The 21,295-nt window shown below is 49.8% G+C and carries 23 protein-coding genes and 1 other annotated feature; all 23 genes read right to left on the reverse strand.

The features are described from left to right. Positions 1–669: a 30S ribosomal protein S3 gene (rpsC, locus tag PBA01S_RS15315; RefSeq protein WP_009226644.1), complete on the reverse strand. Its 669-nt coding sequence runs from the start codon at positions 667–669 to the stop codon at positions 1–3. A 13-nt stretch (positions 670–682) separates the two neighbouring features. Further along, the gene (gene rplV, locus PBA01S_RS15320; RefSeq protein WP_009226643.1) at positions 683–1,015 is read right to left on the reverse strand and encodes a 50S ribosomal protein L22; all 333 of its coding nucleotides are present in this window, start codon (positions 1,013–1,015) and stop codon (positions 683–685) included. A gap of 38 nt (positions 1,016–1,053) precedes the next feature. Beyond that, on the reverse strand, positions 1,054–1,332 hold the full coding sequence (rpsS, locus tag PBA01S_RS15325; RefSeq protein WP_009226642.1) for a 30S ribosomal protein S19: 279 nt from the start codon (positions 1,330–1,332) through the stop codon (positions 1,054–1,056). Between the two features lie 74 nt (positions 1,333–1,406). Next, positions 1,407–2,237: a 50S ribosomal protein L2 gene (rplB, locus tag PBA01S_RS15330; RefSeq protein ID WP_016310717.1), complete on the reverse strand. Its 831-nt coding sequence runs from the start codon at positions 2,235–2,237 to the stop codon at positions 1,407–1,409. A gap of 28 nt (positions 2,238–2,265) precedes the next feature. Next, the gene (gene rplW / locus PBA01S_RS15335) at positions 2,266–2,556 is read right to left on the reverse strand and encodes a 50S ribosomal protein L23 (protein ID WP_016310716.1); all 291 of its coding nucleotides are present in this window, start codon (positions 2,554–2,556) and stop codon (positions 2,266–2,268) included. After that, positions 2,556–3,179 (reverse strand): 50S ribosomal protein L4, encoded by a 624-nt coding sequence (gene rplD, locus PBA01S_RS15340; RefSeq protein WP_016310715.1) that lies wholly within the window; start codon positions 3,177–3,179, stop codon positions 2,556–2,558. The genes rplW and rplD overlap by 1 nt, the downstream gene beginning before the upstream one ends. 28 nt (positions 3,180–3,207) lie before the next feature. Beyond that, positions 3,208–3,831: a 50S ribosomal protein L3 gene (gene rplC / locus PBA01S_RS15345; RefSeq protein WP_016310714.1), complete on the reverse strand. Its 624-nt coding sequence runs from the start codon at positions 3,829–3,831 to the stop codon at positions 3,208–3,210. Between the two features lie 45 nt (positions 3,832–3,876). After that, entirely contained in the window at positions 3,877–4,185 is a 309-nt protein-coding gene (gene rpsJ, locus PBA01S_RS15350) for a 30S ribosomal protein S10 (RefSeq protein WP_009226637.1), read from the reverse strand. A gap of 259 nt (positions 4,186–4,444) precedes the next feature. Continuing rightward, a complete protein-coding gene (tuf, locus tag PBA01S_RS15355) occupies positions 4,445–5,635 on the reverse strand; it encodes an elongation factor Tu (protein ID WP_016310713.1) in 1,191 nt (396 codons plus the stop codon). A gap of 83 nt (positions 5,636–5,718) precedes the next feature. Continuing rightward, entirely contained in the window at positions 5,719–7,797 is a 2,079-nt protein-coding gene (fusA, locus tag PBA01S_RS15360) for an elongation factor G (protein ID WP_016310712.1), read from the reverse strand. Positions 7,798–7,844: 47 nt separating this feature from the next. Then, positions 7,845–8,315, reverse strand: a complete 471-nt coding sequence (rpsG, locus tag PBA01S_RS15365; protein WP_009226634.1) for a 30S ribosomal protein S7 — start codon at positions 8,313–8,315, stop codon at positions 7,845–7,847. Between the two features lie 64 nt (positions 8,316–8,379). Further along, positions 8,380–8,799 carry a 30S ribosomal protein S12 gene (rpsL, locus tag PBA01S_RS15370; RefSeq protein ID WP_009226633.1) on the reverse strand — a complete coding sequence of 140 codons (420 nt, stop codon included), beginning with the start codon at positions 8,797–8,799 and terminating at the stop codon, positions 8,380–8,382. A 143-nt stretch (positions 8,800–8,942) separates the two neighbouring features. After that, entirely contained in the window at positions 8,943–9,194 is a 252-nt protein-coding gene (locus PBA01S_RS15375; protein ID WP_028539488.1) for a ribosomal L7Ae/L30e/S12e/Gadd45 family protein, read from the reverse strand. 175 nt (positions 9,195–9,369) lie between these two features. Beyond that, positions 9,370–12,984, reverse strand: a complete 3,615-nt coding sequence (rpoC, locus tag PBA01S_RS15380) for a DNA-directed RNA polymerase subunit beta' (protein ID WP_016310710.1) — start codon at positions 12,982–12,984, stop codon at positions 9,370–9,372. 45 nt (positions 12,985–13,029) lie between these two features. Further along, a complete protein-coding gene (gene rpoB, locus PBA01S_RS15385; protein ID WP_028539486.1) occupies positions 13,030–16,575 on the reverse strand; it encodes a DNA-directed RNA polymerase subunit beta in 3,546 nt (1,181 codons plus the stop codon). A 331-nt stretch (positions 16,576–16,906) separates the two neighbouring features. Beyond that, positions 16,907–17,506, reverse strand: coding sequence for a class I SAM-dependent methyltransferase (locus PBA01S_RS15390; RefSeq protein WP_127576293.1), 600 nt, complete (start codon positions 17,504–17,506; stop codon positions 16,907–16,909). Positions 17,507–17,651: 145 nt separating this feature from the next. Then, on the reverse strand, positions 17,652–18,020 hold the full coding sequence (gene rplL, locus PBA01S_RS15395) for a 50S ribosomal protein L7/L12 (protein WP_016310707.1): 369 nt from the start codon (positions 18,018–18,020) through the stop codon (positions 17,652–17,654). Between the two features lie 67 nt (positions 18,021–18,087). Continuing rightward, positions 18,088–18,591: a 50S ribosomal protein L10 gene (gene rplJ / locus PBA01S_RS15400; RefSeq protein ID WP_016310706.1), complete on the reverse strand. Its 504-nt coding sequence runs from the start codon at positions 18,589–18,591 to the stop codon at positions 18,088–18,090. A 44-nt stretch (positions 18,592–18,635) separates the two neighbouring features. Continuing rightward, positions 18,636–18,789, reverse strand: a sequence feature (ribosomal protein L10 leader region). 81 nt (positions 18,790–18,870) lie between these two features. Then, the gene (gene rplA / locus PBA01S_RS15405; protein ID WP_009226626.1) at positions 18,871–19,563 is read right to left on the reverse strand and encodes a 50S ribosomal protein L1; all 693 of its coding nucleotides are present in this window, start codon (positions 19,561–19,563) and stop codon (positions 18,871–18,873) included. Between the two features lie 149 nt (positions 19,564–19,712). Next, positions 19,713–20,138 (reverse strand): 50S ribosomal protein L11, encoded by a 426-nt coding sequence (rplK, locus tag PBA01S_RS15410; RefSeq protein WP_036646403.1) that lies wholly within the window; start codon positions 20,136–20,138, stop codon positions 19,713–19,715. A 91-nt stretch (positions 20,139–20,229) separates the two neighbouring features. Further along, positions 20,230–20,763 (reverse strand): transcription termination/antitermination protein NusG, encoded by a 534-nt coding sequence (gene nusG / locus PBA01S_RS15415; RefSeq protein WP_009226624.1) that lies wholly within the window; start codon positions 20,761–20,763, stop codon positions 20,230–20,232. Positions 20,764–20,786: 23 nt separating this feature from the next. Then, positions 20,787–20,978: a preprotein translocase subunit SecE gene (gene secE / locus PBA01S_RS15420; RefSeq protein WP_009226623.1), complete on the reverse strand. Its 192-nt coding sequence runs from the start codon at positions 20,976–20,978 to the stop codon at positions 20,787–20,789. A gap of 21 nt (positions 20,979–20,999) precedes the next feature. Next, a complete protein-coding gene (gene rpmG, locus PBA01S_RS15425) occupies positions 21,000–21,149 on the reverse strand; it encodes a 50S ribosomal protein L33 (protein WP_009226622.1) in 150 nt (49 codons plus the stop codon). Between the last annotated feature and the right edge of the window lie 146 nt (positions 21,150–21,295).

Genomic DNA, 21,295 nt, shown 5'->3' on the forward strand with positions numbered 1-21,295 from the left:
TTAGTTGCCTCCTTCCTGAGCAGCTTGTTGTTTCTTAGCCGTAGGAAGAACCTCTCCACGATAAATCCATACTTTTACGCCGATGCGGCCATAAGTCGTATGCGCTTCTGCCGTACCGTAATCGATGTCGGCGCGGAGCGTATGAAGTGGAACAGTTCCTTCACTGTAGCCTTCCGTACGAGCAATTTCAGCACCGCCGAGACGACCGCTGACTGCCGTTTTAATCCCTTTCGCTCCCGAACGCATCGTTCTTTGAATTGCTTGTTTCAACGCACGACGGAAAGAAACACGACGTTCCAATTGTTGTGCAATGCTTTCAGCAACCAAGATTGCGTCAAGATCAGGGTGTTTGATTTCAGAAATGTTGATGTGAACCTTTTTGCCGCCTGCGATTTTCGTAATTTCACCGCGCAGGTTTTCAACTTCCGAACCGCCTTTACCGATAACCATGCCCGGTTTAGCAGTGTGGATCGTCACGTTCACACGATTTGCCGCTCTCTCGATCTCAATCCGAGATACCGCGGAGTCTTTCAGTTTATTTTTCAGGTGTTCACGAATTTTTACGTCTTCCAGCAAAAGATCACCGAAATCTTTGCCTGCGTACCATTTGGATTCCCAATCACGGATAATCCCTACTCGTAATCCGACCGGATTTACCTTTTGGCCCACACGTTTTCCCTCCTTATTTTTCGGATACCACCAAAGTAATGTGGCTGGTGCGTTTGTTGATCCGGCTAGCACGTCCCATTGCCCGCGGACGGAAACGTTTCATCGTCGGGCCTTGGTTAACGTAGGCTTGCGTAATCACCAATTTATTTACATCCATAGAATAGTTATGTTCAGCATTGGCAATCGCCGAGTTCAACAGCTTCTCCACGATCGGGGATGCTGCTTTTGGCGTATGGCGCAGAATTGCAATCGCGTCGCCAACTTGCTTACCGCGGATCAGATCAACCACGAGTTGAGCTTTGCGGGGAGCAATACGAATCGATCTTGCATGTGCTTTAGCTTCCATGTAGTATTACCTCCTCTCAAACGAAGAACTTATCGTTATTAACGTCTCGTTTTCTTATCGTCATCCGTATGACCTTTGTAGGTCCGGGTTGGAGCAAATTCGCCCAGTTTATGTCCGACCATATCCTCGGTTACGTACACCGGTACATGCTTGCGGCCGTCATAGACACCAAACGTATGACCAATGAATTGCGGATAGATCGTGGAGCGACGGGACCAAGTTTTGATCACGACCTTCTTGTTCGAAGCGCTCGCTTCTTCCACTTTCTTAAGCAGGTACCCGTCGACAAAAGGTCCCTTTTTCAGACTGCGACTCATTCATTTATCCTCCCTTCACAATGCGCTGCAAGTTACGCTTCGTTCATGCCGCGAAGTGATCCGCAGGATGCGGATTACTTCGTGCGACGGCGAACGATATATTTATCAGAAGCTTTGCCTTTTTTACGCGTTTTGTAACCAAGGGTTGGTTTGCCCCAAGGAGACAACGGAGATTTACGGCCGATCGGAGCGCGACCTTCACCACCACCGTGTGGGTGATCGTTCGGGTTCATGACGACACCGCGGACTTCTGGACGTTTGCCCAGCCAACGGCTGCGTCCGGCTTTACCGATTTTCACGAGCTCGTGGTCACCGTTACCTACGGAACCGATCGTTGCGCGGCAAACTTTCAGAACTTTACGAACTTCGCCGGAAGACAGGCGGATCGTTACGTATTTGTCCTCTTTACCGAGCAATTGAGCTTCTGTACCAGCAGCACGAACAAGTTGTCCGCCTTTACCTGGTTTCAGCTCGATGTTGTGGATCACGGTACCTACCGGGATGTTCTCCAGCGGCAATGCATTACCGATTTTGATGTCGGAACCTGCGCCAGATTCGATCACGTCGCCCACTTTCAAGCCTTTAGGAGCGATGATATAGCGTTTCTCACCATCGGCATAGTGGATCAAAGCGATGTTCGAAGTCCGGTTTGGATCGTATTCGATCGTAGCAACGCGGCCTGGAATTCCATCTTTGTTCCGTTTGAAGTCGATGATCCGATATTTACGTTTATGTCCGCCGCCATGGTGACGAACAGTGATTTTACCTTGGTTGTTGCGGCCGGCAGTTTTGCTCAGCGGCGCAAGCAAAGATTTCTCCGGCTGATCCGTCGTAATTTCTTCGAAGGTCGACACGCTCATCGCACGTCTAGCCGGGGAAGTCGGTTTGTACTTTTTGATTGGCACGAGATTTCCCTCCTTACTTTAAGCGATTTTATACCGATTCAAAAAATTGGAGCGGCTTGCTTTCAGGTGTTAATGTAACAAACGCTTTTTTCCATTCTGGAGTGTATCCGGAGTAGCGTCCGTAACGTTTCAACTTCCCGGGAACACGCAGGGTGTTTACGTTCTTCACCTTCACGCCGAAAATGGACTCAACAGCTTGTTTGATTTCCGTTTTGTTCGCGCGAATGTCTACTTCAAAGACATATTTCAGGTCGTTCATATATTCCGTGGAACGTTCCGTAATCACCGGGCGTTTGATAATATCGCGAGGATCCTTCATTACGCGAGCACCTCCTCTACCTTCTGAACTGCTTCTTTCGTAATGATCAGTTTGTCGTGCGTCAGCACGTCAAGAACATTAATGCCGTCTGCTGCCACGAACTTCACGCCTGGAATGTTACGAGCGGAAAGCGCAATGTTGTCGTCATAGCTAGGAGCTACAACCAGAGCTTTACGTTCCACTTTCAGGTTGTTCAAGATCGCTGCAAATTCTTTCGTTTTCGGAGCGTTCATCGCAAGTGCATCCAATACGATGATGTCCTGATCGATCACTTTCGACGAAAGCGCCGATTTGATCGCCAAACGACGAACTTTCTTAGGCAGTTTGTAGGAATAGCTGCGCGGAGTTGGTCCGAATACCGTACCGCCGCCTTTCCATTGAGGAGCGCGGATCGAACCTTGGCGCGCACGACCTGTACCTTTTTGTTTCCAAGGTTTACGGCCGCCGCCACGAACTTCGGAGCGTCCTTTAACTTTGTGCGTACCGAAACGCAGGGAAGCACGCTGCATTACAACAGCTTCATGAAGAACATGAGTGTTCGGCTCAATTCCGAATACGGCATCGTTCAATTCTACTTCGCCCACTTGGCTACCGCTAATATTGAAAAGTGCTACTTTTGGCATTTGTTGTTCCTCCTTTCCTGAGGGTTAATTATTTCTTAATAGTTTGTTTTACTTTAACGAAGCTGTTTTTCGGTCCAGGAATCGAACCTTTCACGAGCAAGACGTTGCGTTCTGCATCGACTTTAACAACTTCAAGATTTTGAATCGTTACAGTTTCATGTCCCATATGTCCAGGCAGGTTTTTACCTTTGAATACACGGTTAGCTGCGATGGAACCCATGGAACCAGGTCTACGATGGTAACGGGAACCGTGAGCCATTGGGCCGCGGCTTTGTCCCCAGCGTTTGATTACGCCTTGGAACCCTTTACCTTTCGAAATCCCTGTTACGTCAACAAATTCGCCTTCAGCAAAAATATCGACTTTGACCTCTTGGCCAACCTCGTATCCTGCCAAATCAACACCGCGAATTTCGCGAACGTAGCGCTTAGGCGTTGTGCCTGCTTTCTTTGCATGCCCAACTTCAGGCTTATTCGCTCTAGCTTCCTTCTTATCGGAGTAGCCAAGCTGAATCGCTTCGTAACCGTCGTTCTCCAGGTCTTTCTTCTGCAGAACTACGTTAGAGCTAGCCTCAATAACCGTTACAGGAATGACATTCCCTTCCGGAGTAAACACTTGAGTCATACCAAGTTTCTTCCCTAAGATACCTTTCATGTTGACACCTCTTTTCCTTTCCTGGTTACCTTACAATAGTAGGTATTACAATTTAATTTCGATATCTACACCGGACGGCAGGTCCAAGCGCATCAAGGCATCCACAGTTTGTGGAGTCGGGTTCACAATGTCGATCAGACGCTTATGCGTACGTTGTTCGAATTGTTCCCGGGAATCCTTGTACTTGTGCACCGCACGGAGAATAGTAATCACTTGTTTCTCAGTTGGCAACGGGATCGGCCCGGATACGCCTGCACCCGAACGTTTTGCCGTTTCAACGATTTTCTCTGCGGATTGATCAAGAATTCTGTGGTCGTAAGCTTTCAAACGAATACGAATTTTTTGCTTTGCCATTTTAGTCCCTCCTTCTATCGCCCAATTTAGTATCGGACATACTCCGCGGAAATTTTCTGGCCACCCTCCCATGGCAAAGGGGCCGGGTGTGTCAGTAACCTCCCACATCATCGCAACGTCACAGAACAACATTCACTATTATATAGAAAAGGTAGGCGGAATGCAAGTATAATTCGTAATTTTTCATTCCCTAAATAAAGTAAAAGAGCTGCGCTCCGAAATCGGAGAGCAGCTCCTTCGATCAGGCGGTTAAGCCTAATTATTTGTTGATGGAAACAACGGCACCGGATCCAACTGTACGGCCGCCTTCACGAATGGAGAAGCGAGTACCTTCTTCGATCGCGATCGGGGAGATCAGTTGAACGGTAACTTCGATGTTGTCGCCAGGCATAACCATTTCAGTTCCTTCTGGCAGGTTGATGATGCCAGTTACGTCCGTTGTACGGAAGTAGAACTGAGGACGGTAGCCGGAGAAGAACGGCTTATGGCGTCCGCCTTCTTCTTTCGTCAATACGTATACTTGAGCGGTGAACTCAGTATGCGGGTTAACGGAAGCTGGTTTAGCCAATACTTGACCGCGTTCGATTTCTTTACGGTCAATACCGCGAAGCAGTGCACCGATGTTGTCGCCCGCTTGAGCGGAGTCGAGCAATTTACGGAACATTTCAACGCCGGTAACGACGGATTTTTTCGTTTCTTCAACGATACCCACGATTTCAACTTCATCGCCGACTTTAACCGTACCGCGTTCTACACGGCCAGTAGCAACTGTACCACGACCAGTGATCGAGAATACGTCCTCGACCGGCATCAGGAACGGTTTGTCGATTGGGCGTTCAGGCAGCGGAATGTACTCGTCGATGATTTCGAACATTTCAACGATTTTTTGAGCCCATTCGCCGTCTGGGTTTTGCAGAGCTTCACGAGCGGAACCGCGGATGATTGGAGTGTCATCGCCTGGGAACTCGTATTCGTTCAGCAGGTCGCGAACTTCCATTTCAACCAGTTCAAGCAACTCTTCGTCTTCAACCATGTCGCATTTGTTCAAGAATACAACGATGTAAGGAACGCCTACGTTACGGGACAGCAGGATGTGTTCGCGAGTTTGCGGCATTGGGCCGTCAGCTGCGGATACAACCAGGATTGCGCCGTCCATTTGAGCAGCACCAGTGATCATGTTTTTAACATAGTCGGCGTGCCCTGGGCAGTCAACGTGTGCGTAGTGGCGGTTGTTTGTTTCGTACTCAACGTGTGCCGTCGAGATGGTGATACCGCGTTCGCGTTCTTCTGGAGCTTTGTCGATTTGATCGAAAGCTACAGCAGCACCGCCGTATTTTTTGGACAATACAGTCGTGATGGCTGCAGTCAGAGTTGTTTTACCATGGTCGACGTGACCAATCGTACCGATATTAACGTGCGGTTTTGTACGTTCGTATTTAGCCTTTGCCATTTTAAACAGTTCCTCCTTAAAATATGGATTGTTATGTGTGACCGATCAAAGGAACAAGCCCTTCGACCGGCAATTACATTAAATTATTCGGCCCCTTTATGCTTGGACACGATTTCTTCAGCGATGTTCTTCGGAACTTCTTCATAGTGGGAGAGTTCCATCGAGAACACGCCGCGTCCTTGTGTACCGGAGCGAAGGGTCGTCGAGTAACCGAACATTTCGGAGAGAGGCACTTTCGCACGGATAATTTGCGCACCACCACGGGAATCCATACCTTCGATACGGCCACGGCGAGAGTTCAGCATACCCATAACGTCACCCATGTACTCCTCAGGCACCGTTACTTCAACTTTCATGATTGGCTCAAGCAGAACAGGTTGACATTTGTCTTTTGCTGCTTTCAGAGCCATCGAACCAGCGATCTTAAACGCCATTTCACTGGAGTCGACGTCATGGTAGGAACCATCGACGATCGTCGCTTTTACGTCAACAACCGGGAAGCCTGCAAGAACACCATTCTGCATTGCTTCTTCGATACCTTGTTGAGCAGGTCCGATGTATTCTTTAGGAACAGCACCACCGACGATTTTGCTGTCGAATTGGTTACCTGTACCTGGTTCGAGCGGTTCGAATTCAACCCAGACGTGACCGTATTGACCACGACCACCGGACTGACGTACGAACTTACCTTCAACGCGAGCCGGAACACGGAACGTTTCACGATAAGCAACCTGAGGTTTACCTACGTTCGTGTCTACTTTGAATTCACGGCGCATCCGATCGATGATGATATCCAGGTGAAGCTCACCCATACCTGCAAGGATCGTTTGTCCCGTTTCTTCATCTGTATGTGCACGAAGCGTTGGGTCTTCTTCAGTCAGCTTCGCAAGTGCAACGCCCATTTTGTCTTGGTCGGCTTTCGTCTTCGGTTCAACCGCGATTTCGATAACTGGTTCTGGGAAGTTCATCGATTCAAGAATAACCGGTGCCTTCTCATCACACAGTGTATCACCTGTCCCGGTGTCTTTCAAACCTACAGCAGCTGCGATGTCACCAGCATAGACTTCGTTGATCTCTTGACGGTGGTTCGCATGCATTTGCAGGATCCGGCCGATCCGTTCGCGTTTACCTTTCGTTGCATTCAACACGTAAGAACCGGATTGCAGAATACCGGAGTATACGCGGAAGAACGTCAGTTTACCCACGTAAGGGTCGGTCATGATTTTAAATGCCAATGCCGCGAACGGCTCTTCGTCAGAAGAGTGACGTTCAACTTCTGTACCATCTTCCAGATGACCTTTGATGCTTGGTACATCAACTGGAGCTGGCAAGTAGTCGATAACGGCATCCAGCATCAGCTGAACCCCTTTATTACGGTAGGAAGAACCGCAGATAACTGGGAAGATTTTAACTTCACATACGCCCTTACGAAGCGCTGCTTTCAGTTCTTCAACGGTGATTTCCTCGCCTTCGAGGTATTTCATCGTCAATTCTTCGTCCAGTTCAGCAACTTTCTCTACCAACTCCGCACGAAGCTCTTCAACTTGTGCAGCGTATTCAGCAGGGATTTCTACTTCATCGATTTGTTGTCCCAGATCGTCTCTGTACATATACGCTTTTTGAGCGACAATGTCGATGATCCCGACAAAATCATTTTCTGCACCGATTGGCAGTTGGATAGCAACTGCATTCGCTTGCAGACGATCGCGCATATCCTTAACGACGTTCAGGAAGTCCGCACCGATGATATCCATTTTGTTGACGTAGGCGATCCGAGGAACACCATAGCGGTCAGCCTGTCTCCATACGGTTTCAGACTGCGGCTCAACGCCTTCCTTCGCACTAAACACGCCTACAGCCCCGTCCAATACACGCAGGGAACGTTCGACTTCAACAGTGAAGTCGACGTGTCCCGGGGTATCGATGATATTTACGCGGTGACCTTTCCATTGAGCGGTCGTCGCAGCGGATGTAATCGTGATTCCGCGCTCCTGCTCTTGTTCCATCCAGTCCATCGTTGCCGCACCTTCGTGAACTTCCCCGATTTTGTGCGTACGACCTGTGTAGAACAAGATCCGTTCCGTCGTGGTTGTCTTACCGGCGTCAATATGCGCCATGATCCCGATATTACGTGTATTTTTCAAGGAGAACTCTCTTGCCATGAATCTGTCTCCCTTCAAAATATAAATTTTGAAATACGGGCGTTATCCTACCAACGGTAGTGCGCGAACGCTTTGTTCGCTTCCGCCATTTTATGCGTATCTTCACGTTTCTTAACGGAAGCGCCTGTGTTGTTGGATGCGTCGATGATCTCGGCAGCCAAACGCTCTTCCATTGTCTTCTCACCGCGAGTGCGGGAGTAGTTTACGAGCCAACGTAATCCCAAGGATGTACGTCTCTCTGGTTTAACCTCGATCGGAACTTGGTAGTTTGCACCGCCGACACGACGAGCTTTAACTTCCAGTACAGGCATAATATTTTTGATCGCTGCTTCAAATACTTCCATTGGGTCATTCCCCGTACGTTCACGGATGATGTCGAACGCATTGTAAAGGATGCTTTGAGCAACGCCGCGTTTACCGTCGAGCATGATGCGGTTGATCAAGCGAGTAACCAATTTGCTGTTATACACCGGATCTGGCAACACGTCTCTCTTAGCAACTGGACCTTTGCGTGGCATAGTTTGTTATCCCCCTTTCAGTAAAAATTCAATCCTTAGCTGTTGTCTCCAAACTTAAGCGATCTTATTTCTTCGCTTTCGGACGTTTCGCGCCGTATTTGGAACGAGCTTGCATACGGTTGTTAACGCCAGCCGTATCCAAGGCACCGCGCACGATATGATAACGGACACCCGGAAGGTCTTTTACCCGGCCGCCGCGAATCAGTACAACGCTGTGCTCTTGCAGGTTGTGTCCGATACCCGGGATGTAAGCCGTCACCTCTACACGGTTCGTCAAGCGAACACGGGCATATTTACGAAGCGCGGAGTTCGGTTTCTTCGGAGTCATCGTACCTACACGAGTGCAGACGCCGCGTTTTTGCGGAGAGCTCAAATCCGTAGCTTCACGTTTCAGAGCGTTAAACCCTCTTTGCAACGCTGGCGATTTGGATTTGTACACCTTATCTTGGCGTCCTTTACGTACTAATTGGTTAATTGTTGGCATGTTGTTGCCACCCCCTTCCTCAGAGTTCAAATTCCATTTACAAACCACTTGTTTAAGCCCACAGACCCAGGCGGCTCATAAAAGAACAAAGGAAATGTTTTTGCCAAAGAGTTCCCCTCATTAGCAAAAACATTTTCGATCAACTATGACTTTACGATCACAGCCATCGCCGCTCCTACTTCAATCCCACAAGCCTTGCCGAGATTCGCCATTGTATCTACAAAGGTGACTTTCACGGCATGTTGGTTGCATAAGGCGACGATCCTTGACGTAAGGCGTGGATCTGCATTCTCAGCAACATAAACTTCCTCGGCCCGTCCAAGTTCAACCATTCGCATAGTCTGCTTGGTGCCGACTTTAATTGGTGCGTCCCGTAGTCCTTTATCATTAGACATCATAACGTCCTCCAAAGCACAGGGTTATCCGTACTCACGCACTATGATATAGTATCACTCCGCTATAGTTGGTGTCAAGCGAAATATTCAGCGGAATTTTCATAGAAAAATAAGTCCGGCGCACCCCGAATCAAACTCGCTTCAGGGGCGCGCCGGCTTATCTTAACCTTCGTCGTTATTCGACCGAAACAGGTTCCAAGCTTTCTTCCGTAACTTCATCTTGTTCCGGCTCTTCGAATTGAATGTTACGGTAGCGACTCATGCCGGTACCGGCCGGAATCAACTTACCGATAATGACATTCTCTTTCAAGCCGAGCAGCTTGTCGACTTTGCCTTTGATGGCAGCGTCGGTAAGCACCCGCGTAGTTTCCTGGAAGGAAGCCGCGGACAAGAAGGAGTCGGTTTCCAGCGACGCTTTCGTAATCCCGAGCAGGACTGGTTTAGCCACTGCCGGCTCTTTGCCAGACAGAATTGCTTCTTTGTTGGCCGTTTCATACTCATGCAGGTCAACGAATGATCCTGGCAGAAGTGGAGTATCGCCGGCATCCACGATCCGAATCTTGCGCAGCATCTGGCGAATCATGACCTCAACGTGCTTGTCGTTGATTTCTACGCCTTGGTTCCGGTATACGCGTTGTACTTCCTGCAGAATGTAGTTCTGTACACCGCGAATCCCTTTGATGCGCAAAATTTCTTTCGGGTCGATGGAACCATCCGTCAGTTCATCGCCGGCCTCGATCTCGTCGCCTTCGCTAACGCGTAGACGAGAACCGTAAGTGACGGAGTATACTTTCGTTTCCGCTTCGCCTTGAACCTCGATTTCGCGACGGTCCTTCGCTTCGCGGATTTCTTTGATTACGCCGTCAATCTCACTGATCGTTGCTTGACCTTTCGGATTCCGGGCTTCGAAGAGCTCCTGAATCCGCGGAAGACCTTGGGTAATATCGTCGCCCGCAACGCCCCCGGTATGGAACGTACGCATGGTGAGCTGGGTCCCTGGTTCACCGATCGATTGAGCTGCGATGATACCAACAGCTTCCCCGATCTCCACGTGTTTACCCGTAGCCAGGTTGCGTCCGTAGCACTTCTTGCACACGCCATGACGAGCGCGGCAGCTGAGAACGGAGCGAATTTGCAGCTTCGTAATACCTGCGTTGACGATTTCATGCGCTTTGTCGGAATCGATCAGCTCGTTCCGGTGAATGATGACCTCGCCAGTTTCCGGATGGCGAACCGTTTCGAACGAGTAACGGCCTTCAATCCGGTCGTACAGATTTTCGATCACTTCTTTACCGTCTTGGATAACACCAACCGTAAAGCCTTTATCTGTACCACAATCCTCTTCGCGTACGATGACGTCTTGGGCCACGTCGACGAGACGACGGGTCAAGTAACCGGAGTCTGCAGTCCGCAACGCGGTATCCGCCAGACCTTTCCGGGCACCGTGCGTCGAAATGAAGTATTCCAAGACCGTAAGGCCTTCGCGGAAGTTCGATTTGATCGGCAATTCGATGATCCGACCCGCCGGGTTCGCCATCAGGCCCCGCATACCGCCCAGCTGGGTGATCTGCGATTTGTTACCCCGTGCTTTAGAGTCAACCATCATCATGATGGAATTGTAACGATCCATCGACTTCATCAGGATGTCGGTAATTTGATCCTTACACTTGGACCAAATATCGATAACGCGGTCGTAACGTTCTTCGTTGGTGATCAGACCGCGGCGGTATTGGTTGGTAACAACCCGTACCTTCTCCTCGGATTCGCGAAGAATTTCTTGCTTTTCCTTCGGAACGATAACGTCCGCCACCGCGATACTTACGCCGGCACGCGTGGAGTAAGTAAAGCCGGTTTGCTTGATTCTGTCCAGAATAACGGAGGTTTCCGTCGTTTGGTAGATTTCGAAGCAGCGGCCGATGATTTCGCCGAGGTATTCCTTGCCCACACCGCCAGCTTGCGGTGCAGCCATGATCCGTTCCACCACATTGGCGCCCTTGTCATAAATAAAGTAATGATCCGGAGTGCCTTGGAACAAGTTCGCACGTGTTGGTTCATTAATATATGGGAAGCTGGCAGGGAAAATCTCGTTGAAAATGATTTTACCTACGGTCGTAATCAGCAGAGCGTTTTGCTGTGCTTCCGTAAAGCTGGTTTTACCCAGCGCTCTTGCCGGAATAGCTACTCGTGCATGCAACGAAGCGGTGCCGCGTTGATAAGCCGATACAGCTTCGTTAACCGAACCCAGGATCATACCGGAGCCTTTGGCTTCCTTGTTATCCATGGTCAGATAGTAGGAGCCGAGGACCATATCCTGCGAAGGCGTAACGACCGGTTTACCATCTTTCGGGTTCAGGATGTTACCGGACGCCAGCATCAGGATGCGGGCTTCCGCCTGAGCTTCCGCGGACAACGGTACGTGCACGGCCATCTGGTCACCGTCGAAGTCAGCGTTGTACGCCGTACATACGAGCGGATGCAGACGGATAGCGCGGCCTTCCACCAGGATCGGTTCGAACGCCTGGATCCCGAGACGGTGAAGCGTAGGAGCACGGTTCAACAGAACCGGATGCTCTTTAATAACTTCCTCGAGCACGTCCCAAACTTCCGGACTCACGCGTTCTACTTTGCGTTTTGCACTCTTAATGTTATGTGCCAGACCTTTGTTCACCAACTCTTTCATGACGAAAGGCTTGAACAGCTCCAGCGCCATTTCTTTTGGCAAACCGCATTGGTACATTTTCAAATATGGACCTACGACGATAACGGAACGACCGGAGTAGTCAACCCGTTTACCGAGCAGGTTCTGCCGGAAACGACCTTGTTTCCCTTTGAGCATGTGGCTCAAAGATTTCAGCGGACGGTTACCCGGACCTGTTACGGGACGACCGCGGCGACCGTTGTCGATCAAGGCGTCAACGGCTTCCTGCAGCATCCGTTTCTCGTTCTGTACGATGATGTCCGGCGCGCCAAGGTCAAGCAGACGTTTCAACCGGTTGTTCCGGTTGATGACGCGGCGGTACAGATCGTTCAAGTCGGACGTCGCGAAACGGCCGCCATCGAGTTGAACCATCGGACGCAATTCCGGCGGAATAACCGGAAGCACGTCGAGGATCATCCACTCCGGCTGGTTGCCGGAGCTTTTGAACGCTTCGATGACTTCCAAACGTTTGATCGCACGGTTGCGGCGTTGACCTTGAGCCGTGCGCAATTCTTCTTTCAGGAACTCCAGCTCTTTGTCGATATCGAGATCCTGAAGCAGCTTCTTCACGGCTTCCGCACCCATGCCGGCTTGGAATCCGTATCCGTATTTCTCACGGTAGCTGCGATATTCTTTCTCGGACAAAAGCTGCTTTTTCTCCAGCGGCGTTTCGCCTGGATCGGTTACGACATAAGATGCAAAATAAATGATCTCTTCCAGGGAACGCGGAGACATGTCGAGCGCAAGGCCCATCCGGCTCGGGATCCCTTTGAAGTACCAAATGTGAGATACCGGAGCTGCCAACTCGATATGCCCCATCCGTTCGCGGCGCACTTTCGCGCGAGTGACCTCAACGCCGCAGCGATCGCAGACAACGCCTTTGTAGCGAACGCGTTTATATTTACCGCAATGACATTCCCAGTCTTTGGTCGGGCCAAAAATCTTTTCGCAGAACAGCCCTTCCTTCTCTGGCTTCAACGTGCGGTAGTTGATCGTTTCCGGTTTCTTTACTTCTCCGCGGGACCAAGAACGAATTTTATCTGGGGAAGCAAGCCCAATTTTCATAAACTCGAAGTTGTTGACGTCCAACAAGGAGCATCCCTCCTTAACCAAGTCCTGATTTGACTGTATAACGCTCTATTCTACGCCGACTTCCGCGCCTTCCAGATTGAGACTGAGCTTGTCGCTCGACGCATCGTCCTCGTCGTCGATCTCTTTCATCTCGATCTCTTCTTCGTTTTCGGTCAGGATCTTGACGTCCATACCCAAGCTTTGCAGCTCTTTGATCAAGACCTTAAACGATTCAGGCACGCCCGGTTCAGGCACGTTTTCCCCTTTAACGATGGATTCGTAGGTTTTCACCCGACCCACCACGTCATCCGATTTGACGGTAAGAATCTCTTGCAGCGTATAAGCAGCACCGTAAGCTTCGAGCGCCCATACTTCCATCTCCCCGAAACGCTGACCACCGAACTGAGCTTTACCACCCAGCGGTTGCTGCGTAACGAGCGAGTAAGGACCCGTCGAGCGAGCATGGATCTTATCGTCAACCATGTGCGCCAGCTTGATCATGTGCATGACACCGACGGTAACTTCACGTTCGAACGGTTCACCTGTGCGGCCATCGTACAGGATCGTTTTACCGTTCCGCTGCATGCCCGCTTCTTCCATCGTATCGAATACGTCTTCTTCATTGGCTCCGTCGAATACCGGCGTTGCCACGTGAATCCCCATCTTAAGGGCAGCCATACCCAGGTGGATCTCCAGCACCTGCCCGATGTTCATCCGCGAAGGTACGCCCAGCGGATTCAGGACAACCTGTACTGGCGTTCCGTCTGGCATAAACGGCATATCTTCTTCCGGCAAAATCCGGGCCACGACCCCTTTGTTACCATGGCGTCCAGCCATCTTGTCGCCTTCGGAGATTTTCCGTTTCTGTGCAATGTACACCCGAACGAGTTGGTTAACACCTGGCGGCAATTCATCGCCGTTCTCACGGGTAAACACCTTCACGTCAACAACAATCCCATCGGTACCGTGAGGCACACGCAGGGAAGTATCACGAACTTCGCGAGCTTTCTCACCAAAGATGGCGTGCAGCAAGCGTTCTTCTGCGGTCAGCTCCGTTACACCCTTAGGTGTTACTTTACCAACCAGGATGTCGCCGGCAGCAATTTCTGCACCAACGCGGATAATACCGCGTTCATCCAGGTTACGCAGCGCTTCTTCGCCGACGTTCGGGATGTCGCGAGTAATCTCTTCCGGTCCGAGCTTCGTGTCGCGGGCTTCGGATTCGTATTCCTCGATATGGATCGAAGTATATACATCTTCCTTCACCAGCTTCTCGCTCAGCAGGATCGCATCCTCGTAGTTGTAACCTTCCCAAGTCATAAAGGCAACGACCACGTTGCGGCCCAATGCCAATTCGCCCATTTCCGTCGAAGGACCGTCCGCAAGGATGTCACCTTTCTTAACGATGTCGCCCCGTTTGACGATCGGACGTTGGTTAATGCAGGTTCCTTGGTTAGAACGCATAAATTTGTGCAACTTATATTTCACAAGGTCGCCTTTGACTTCTTTTCCGTCTACGACTTCGATACGGCGGAGCCAAATTTGGTTCGCTTCCGACCGTTCGATGATCCCGTCATATTTCGACACGATGCAGACACCGGAGTCTTTTGCAGCCTTATGTTCCATCCCCGTACCGACAAGCGGAGCTTTAGGAACAAGCAACGGCACCGCTTGACGCTGCATGTTCGAACCCATGAGCGCACGGTTGGAGTCGTCGTTCTCCAAGAACGGAATCAGCGCCGTAGCGACGGATACAACCTGTTTCGGCGAAATATCCATGTAGTCTACGCGACTGCTTGGCATCGTCAAGATGTTATCCGATTGCTTATTGTAACGAACGATGACGAACTCATCTTCGAACTTGTTGTCTGGCGTCAGCTTCGCGTTCGCTTGCGCAATGACATAGTTGTCTTCTTCGTCGGCCGTCAGGTAGGCCACTTGATCCGTAACGGTTCCCGTCTTCGGATCAACCCATCGATACGGCGCTTCGATGAAGCCATACTCATTGATTCGCGCATAAGTAGACAGGGAGTTGATCAAACCGATGTTCGGACCTTCCGGCGTTTCGATCGGACACATCCGGCCATAGTGGGACGGGTGAACGTCACGCACTTCCATGCCGGCACGTTCCCGAGTCAAACCGCCTGGACCGAGCGCAGACAAACGGCGTTTGTGCGTCAGTTCAGCGAGCGGGTTCGTTTGGTCCATAAACTGAGACAGCTGCGAGCTGCCGAAGAACTCTTTGATCGATGCGATGACAGGACGGATATTTATGAGCGCCTGCGGCGTAATCACGTTCGCATCCTGAATCGACATTCTTTCGCGCACGACACGTTCCATCCGGGACAAGCCGATGCGGAATTGGTTCTGCAGAAGCTCACCAACGGAGCGCAGACGACGGTTACCCAGATGATCGATATCGTCCGTGCTGCCGATGCCGTGCAGCAGATTGATAAAATAGCTGATCGAAGAAATAATATCAGCAGGTGTAATATGCTTCACCGATTTATCGATATTGCGGTTCGCGATTACCTTAACCACTTTACCGTCTTCAATCGGGGAGAATACGTCGATGGTTTGCAACGGCACATCATCTACGTCAAGGACGCCGCCGGCTACATGGTAGTTCTTGAAGCCCACGCCGTTCTCAAGGTAAGGCAAAATTTCATCCAGCAAGCGGCGGTCAACCATTTGACCGGCTTCGGCGATAATTTCACCCGTCGTCGTATCAATCAGCGTCTCAGCAAGACGTTGGTTGAATAAGCGATTCTTGATGTGCAGCTTTTTATTGATTTTATAACGACCGACATTCGCCAGATCGTAACGTTTTGGATCGAAGAAGCGCGCTACCAGCAAGCTCTTCGCATTCTCAAGCGTCGGCGGTTCACCCGGACGCAAACGTTCATAGATCTCGATCAAGGCTTTCTCTGTCGAATCCGTATTGTCTTTATCCAGCGTATTGCGGATATACTCGTCGTTGCCGAGCAAATCCAAAATTTCCGCATCGGTTCCGAAGCCAAGCGCACGCAGCAACACGGTTACCGGAATTTTGCGGGTGCGGTCGATCCGCACGTAGATAATATCTTTCGCATCCGTCTCCAACTCGAGCCAAGCGCCGCGGTTAGGGATAACGGTTGCGGTATACATTTTCTTACCGTTCTTATCCACTTTCGTACTGAAATAGACGCTAGGAGAGCGAACCAACTGGCTGACAATAACCCGTTCCGCACCGTTAATAATAAACGTACCGGTTTCGGTCATCAGCGGGAAATCTCCCATGAACACTTCCTGCTCTTTGACTTCGCCGGTTTCCTTATTAATGAGCCGGACTTTGACCCGAAGCGGCGCCGCATAGGTAACGTCGCGTTCTTTCGCGTCATCCACCGTATACTTCGGTTCGCCCAGGCTGTAATCGATAAACTCCAACACCAGATTTCCGGTGAAATCCTGAATCGGCGAGATATCTTGGAACATTTCCCGAAGGCCTTCTTCCAAGAACCACTCATAGGATTTCTGTTGGATTTCGATCAGGTTCGGTACTTCGAGTATCTCGTTAATTCGCGCATAACTACGCCGAGTGCGTCGACCATATTGAACAAGATGTCCTGCCAACTTAAACTCACCCCTCATGTCTACTCACTTAAAAATACATTGCGAACCCGTGTTTGTGCCCTTATAATAGACCCATACGGATTCATCCACAAATAAAGAAAAGCCCTTATCGAATGCTTTCGAAAAAAGAGCATCATTTATCCGTGTCTGTTTCTGCTCTGATGTCCTCATAATCATTAGTTTATCCAAAATGTGCATATTATACGTAGAACGACACATTTTTATGCATTGTTCCCGTAAAACTATTGACATTTCAGCAAACTAAAGCCACAGAGGGCATCCTAATGCTGACATTTTATAATAATAACATATCGGATTTGTCAAGTCAACCTTATTCTTTTACCGCCCGATAAATGCGGTACCCCTTGTCCTTCGTCACTTCCTCCACCCGGGAAAACAGCGACTCCAACTTCTCTTTCGCTGACGGCGCCCCTTGTTTCTTCTGGATTACCACCCATAGCGATCCACCAGAACGCAACCGTTCATAGGCACCTTCAAAAATAGCGTGCACCGTAGCTTTACCAGCCCGAATCGGCGGATTGGTCAATACCACATCAAACTTCCGATCGTCTAACGCCGAGAACAAATCGCTCTCCAGTACGGTGATGTTGTTCACGCCGTTCGCCGCCGCATTCTCTTTCGCTAATTCCACCGCACGGGAGTTCACATCGATCATAGTCACATGCCCTTTGGCCGCCAGCCTTGCCGCCGCTAGTCCAATGGGTCCATAGCCGCAGCCTACATCCAATACCTCTGCGTCGTGCGGAATGTCCATAGCTTCAATTAAAGTGCGACTGCCGAAGTCAACGCCTCCCTTGGCAAAAACACCGGCATCGCTGACGAAGCGATAGCTTTGCCCCCGTAGCACCGTGTCCCAGGTTTTCCGATCATGCGCCGCAGTTGGCTGGCTTGCGTAGTAGTGATCCGCCATGATTACTTGTTTCCCTCCATTAGCATCTAGTCATCTCTCTGTACCTGTCCCCTATTATATCCATTCCCACATATTCATGTAAGGGGAGAAAGGCAACAAACCCCTTGAATCAAGTTCAAGGGGTTTGTGATCGAGAAACAAGCTACTATTTCAATTCTACAGTTGCGCCTGCTTCTTCCAGTTTTGCTTTGATGCCTTCTGCTTCTTCTTTGCTTACTTTTTCTTTCAGCGGTTTTGGAGCGTTGTCAACCAGGTCTTTGGCTTCTTTCAAGCCGAGGCCCGTGATTTCGCGAACCACTTTGATAACGTTGATTTTGGAAGCACCAGCGTTAGTCAGTACTACGTCGAATTCGGATTGTTCTTCAGCTGCGCCACCGCCAGCTGCACCGCCGCCAGCTACAACAACCGGAGCTGCTGCAGTTACGCCGAATTCTTCTTCGATTGCTTTAACAAGATCGTTCAGTTCAAGAACGGTCATACCTTTGATTGCTTCCAAGATTGCTTCTTTACTCATGGTAGAACCTCCATTATATAATAGTTTGTTTGTTACGAATCAGATAACTTGCATCCGCAAGGCTAACTTACGCGCTTGCTTCTTCTTTCTCGGCAACGGCTTTGACAGCCAGTGCGAAGTTGCGAACAGGTGCTTGAAGTACGCTGAGGAGCATCGAAAGCAAACCTTCGCGGGAAGGAAGATCCGCGAGCGCTTTGATTTGGTCGACGCCAACTACACGGCCTTCAACCACGCCACCTTTCACTTTCAGAGCATCGTTCTTCTTGGCGAATTCGCTCAAGATTTTCGCTGGAGCTACTGCATCTTCCTTACTGAACGCGATGGCCGTAGGACCGGTCAACACTTCGTCCAGCTCGGTCAATTCCGCAGCAGCCGTAGCGCGGCGAATGAGCGTGTTCTTCAGCACTTGGAATTCCACGCCAGCTTCACGAAGCTGTTTGCGGAGTTCGGTAACTTGAGCAACATTCAATCCGCGATAATCCGCAACGACGGTCGTTGCGCTTTCGCGCAATTTGGACGTTACAGCTTCAACGGCTTCTTGTTTTGCTTGAATGACTTTTGCGTTTGCCAAACTGCACACCTCCTATTAGATTCATGAGCCTCTTGCTACTTCCGCAAGGCATTGAAAAAAGCCTCCGCAGAATCACGAAGGCTTTGATGGATCATCCGCACACAGCCCAGCTGTGTACAGCGACGTTCTATCACAACACCTCGGTAGGAAATTAAGCCTCACGGCACCTACTGTCTACGGTAAGCATATTCATATTTAAGTCTCACTTCAAAACAACTGTTTCAGTATACCAAGGCGACACCGTGGTGTCAATCCCCGTTCCGTCAAGAACGAAAGGTATTATCTGTAAGCAGCTGTATTTACGCGAGCGCTTGGGCCCATGGTCGAAGAAATCGCGATATTCTTCAAGTATACGCCCTTTGCAGCGGCCGGTTTAGCCCGGTTCAATGCGTCGATGAGAGCCTTGAGGTTCTCATTCAATTGTTCGGCAGTAAAGGATACTTTACCGATTGGCGCATGAATTTGACCCGCTTTGTCCAGACGGTACTCGATTTTACCGGCTTTGATTTCTTGAACGGCTTTCGCTACGTCAAACGTAACTGTACCTGCTTTCGGGTTAGGCATAAGGCCTTTACCACCGAGCAGACGGCCGAGTTTACCAACTTCGCTCATCATGTCCGGTGTAGCTACGCAGACATCGAACTCGAACCAGCCTTGTTGGATTTTGTTGATCATGTCTTGATCGCCGACGAAATCTGCTCCGGCTGCTTCTGCTTCCTTCGCTTTGTCGCCTTTGGCGAATACCAATACGCGTTGGGTTTTGCCCGTGCCATGCGGCAGAACAACGACACCACGAACGGCTTGGTCTTGTTTACGAGGGTCTACGCCCAAACGAACTGCAGCTTCAACGGTTTCGTCGAATTTTGCAGTCGCTGCCTTCTTCACCAGTTCAACGGCTTCCAAAGGCTCATACGTCGCTTCGCTGTCAATCAGCTTAGCGGCTTCCAGGTATTTCTTACCGTGTTTAGCCATGAATTCGTCCTCCTATGTGGTATTAGCGGAAATTCCTCCCACTGTTGATGGGTCATATAAACAAGCTTCGCTCATCTATAAAACTCCATCCGAGGATGAAATTTAATCACGTGAATTCAGATTAAGAAATTTCATCCATTGGACCAAGATTAGTCTTGGATCGCGATGCCCATGCTGCGGGCAGTACCTTCAACCATACGCATAGCCGCTTCAACGGATGCTGCGTTAAGATCAGGCATTTTTTGCTCCGCGATTTGACGAACGGTGTCGCGTTTCACGGTAGCCACTTTCTTCTTGTTCGGTTCGCCAGAACCTTTCTCGATCTTCGCTGCAACACGAAGCAGAACGGCAGCCGGTGGAGTTTTGGTGATGAATGTAAACGAACGGTCTTCAAACACCGAAATTTCAACCGGAATGATCAAACCTGCTTGATCGGCAGTACGCGCGTTGAATTCTTTACAGAATGCCATGATGTTGACACCTGCTTGACCCAGCGCCGGACCTACCGGAGGTGCAGGGTTCGCTTTCCCCGCAGGAATTTGCAGTTTTACCACTTTGATAACTTTTTTCGCCATGTAAAACACCTCCTTGCCCTAATAGTGGTAAACGGAAGCCTTGCGGCCCCTCCCACTTTGAAACCCTAAGAAACCTTTAGAAGTTGCAAAATTATATCTTCTCCACCTGAGAGTAATCCAGCTCAAGTGGGGTTTCTCGTCCAAACATGTTGACGTGAACCTTAACCTTGCTCTTGTCGGTCAGAATTTCCTCAATTGAGCCTACAAAATTGGCAAATGGACCAACTTTGATACGCACATTTTCCTTGAGCTCAAATTCGATGACCGGCTTCGGTTCCTCCATACCCATATGCGCCAGAATCTGATCCACTTCTTCAGGGAGCAGCGGCGTTGGCTTGGAACCGGAACCCGTAGAGCCGACGAACCCGGTGACTCCCGGCGTGTTGCGCACAACATACCAAGAATCGTCGGTTTGGATCATTTCCACCAAGACGTAACCGGGGTAAACTTTACGCATGACAGTCTTCTTCTTACCGTCTTTGTTCACCACTTCTTCTTCCATCGGAACAAGAACGCGGAATATCTTGTCTTCCATGCCCATGGACTCGACGCGTTTTTCCAAATTGGCTTTGACTTTGTTCTCATACCCAGAGTAGGTATGAACGACGTACCATCTTTTTTCCATATCAAGCCACCTAGGGACCCTTCTTAAATTATCGCTTCGATCACAGCAGAAATGCCGATGTCCAGAACCCAAAAATAAATCGCGACAACGGTAATTGTACCGAGCACAATCAGCGTATAATTAGTCAGCTCTTTACGATTAGGCCAGCGAACCTTTTTAAGCTCAGCCCAGCTCTCAGAGAAAAAAGAAAACAACGACTTGAAACTACGTTTCATGCGCGACTACACCTCCAAGGACTATCTGGTTTCGCGATGAGGAACTTGCTCGTTGCAGAACTTGCAATACTTCTTCATCTCCATGCGGTCGGGGTGGTTACGCTTGTTTTTCGTTGTCGTGTAGTTTCTTTGTTTGCAATTCGTACAAGCCAACGTAATTATTACCCGCATGATGTGCACCTCCCGAAGACATTCTTTAATGAGCTGTCTCTATATTGACCTAAAATCGAATGTTCGCCACCTAAAAAAGGGAAACACAAAATTAGGCCTACCTAAAACACTTTATCATATGGCACAACCCGTGTCAACGAGGCGCA

Source organism: Paenibacillus barengoltzii NBRC 101215 (genome assembly GCF_004000745.1).
GTDB lineage: Bacteria > Bacillota > Bacilli > Paenibacillales > Paenibacillaceae > Fontibacillus > Fontibacillus barengoltzii.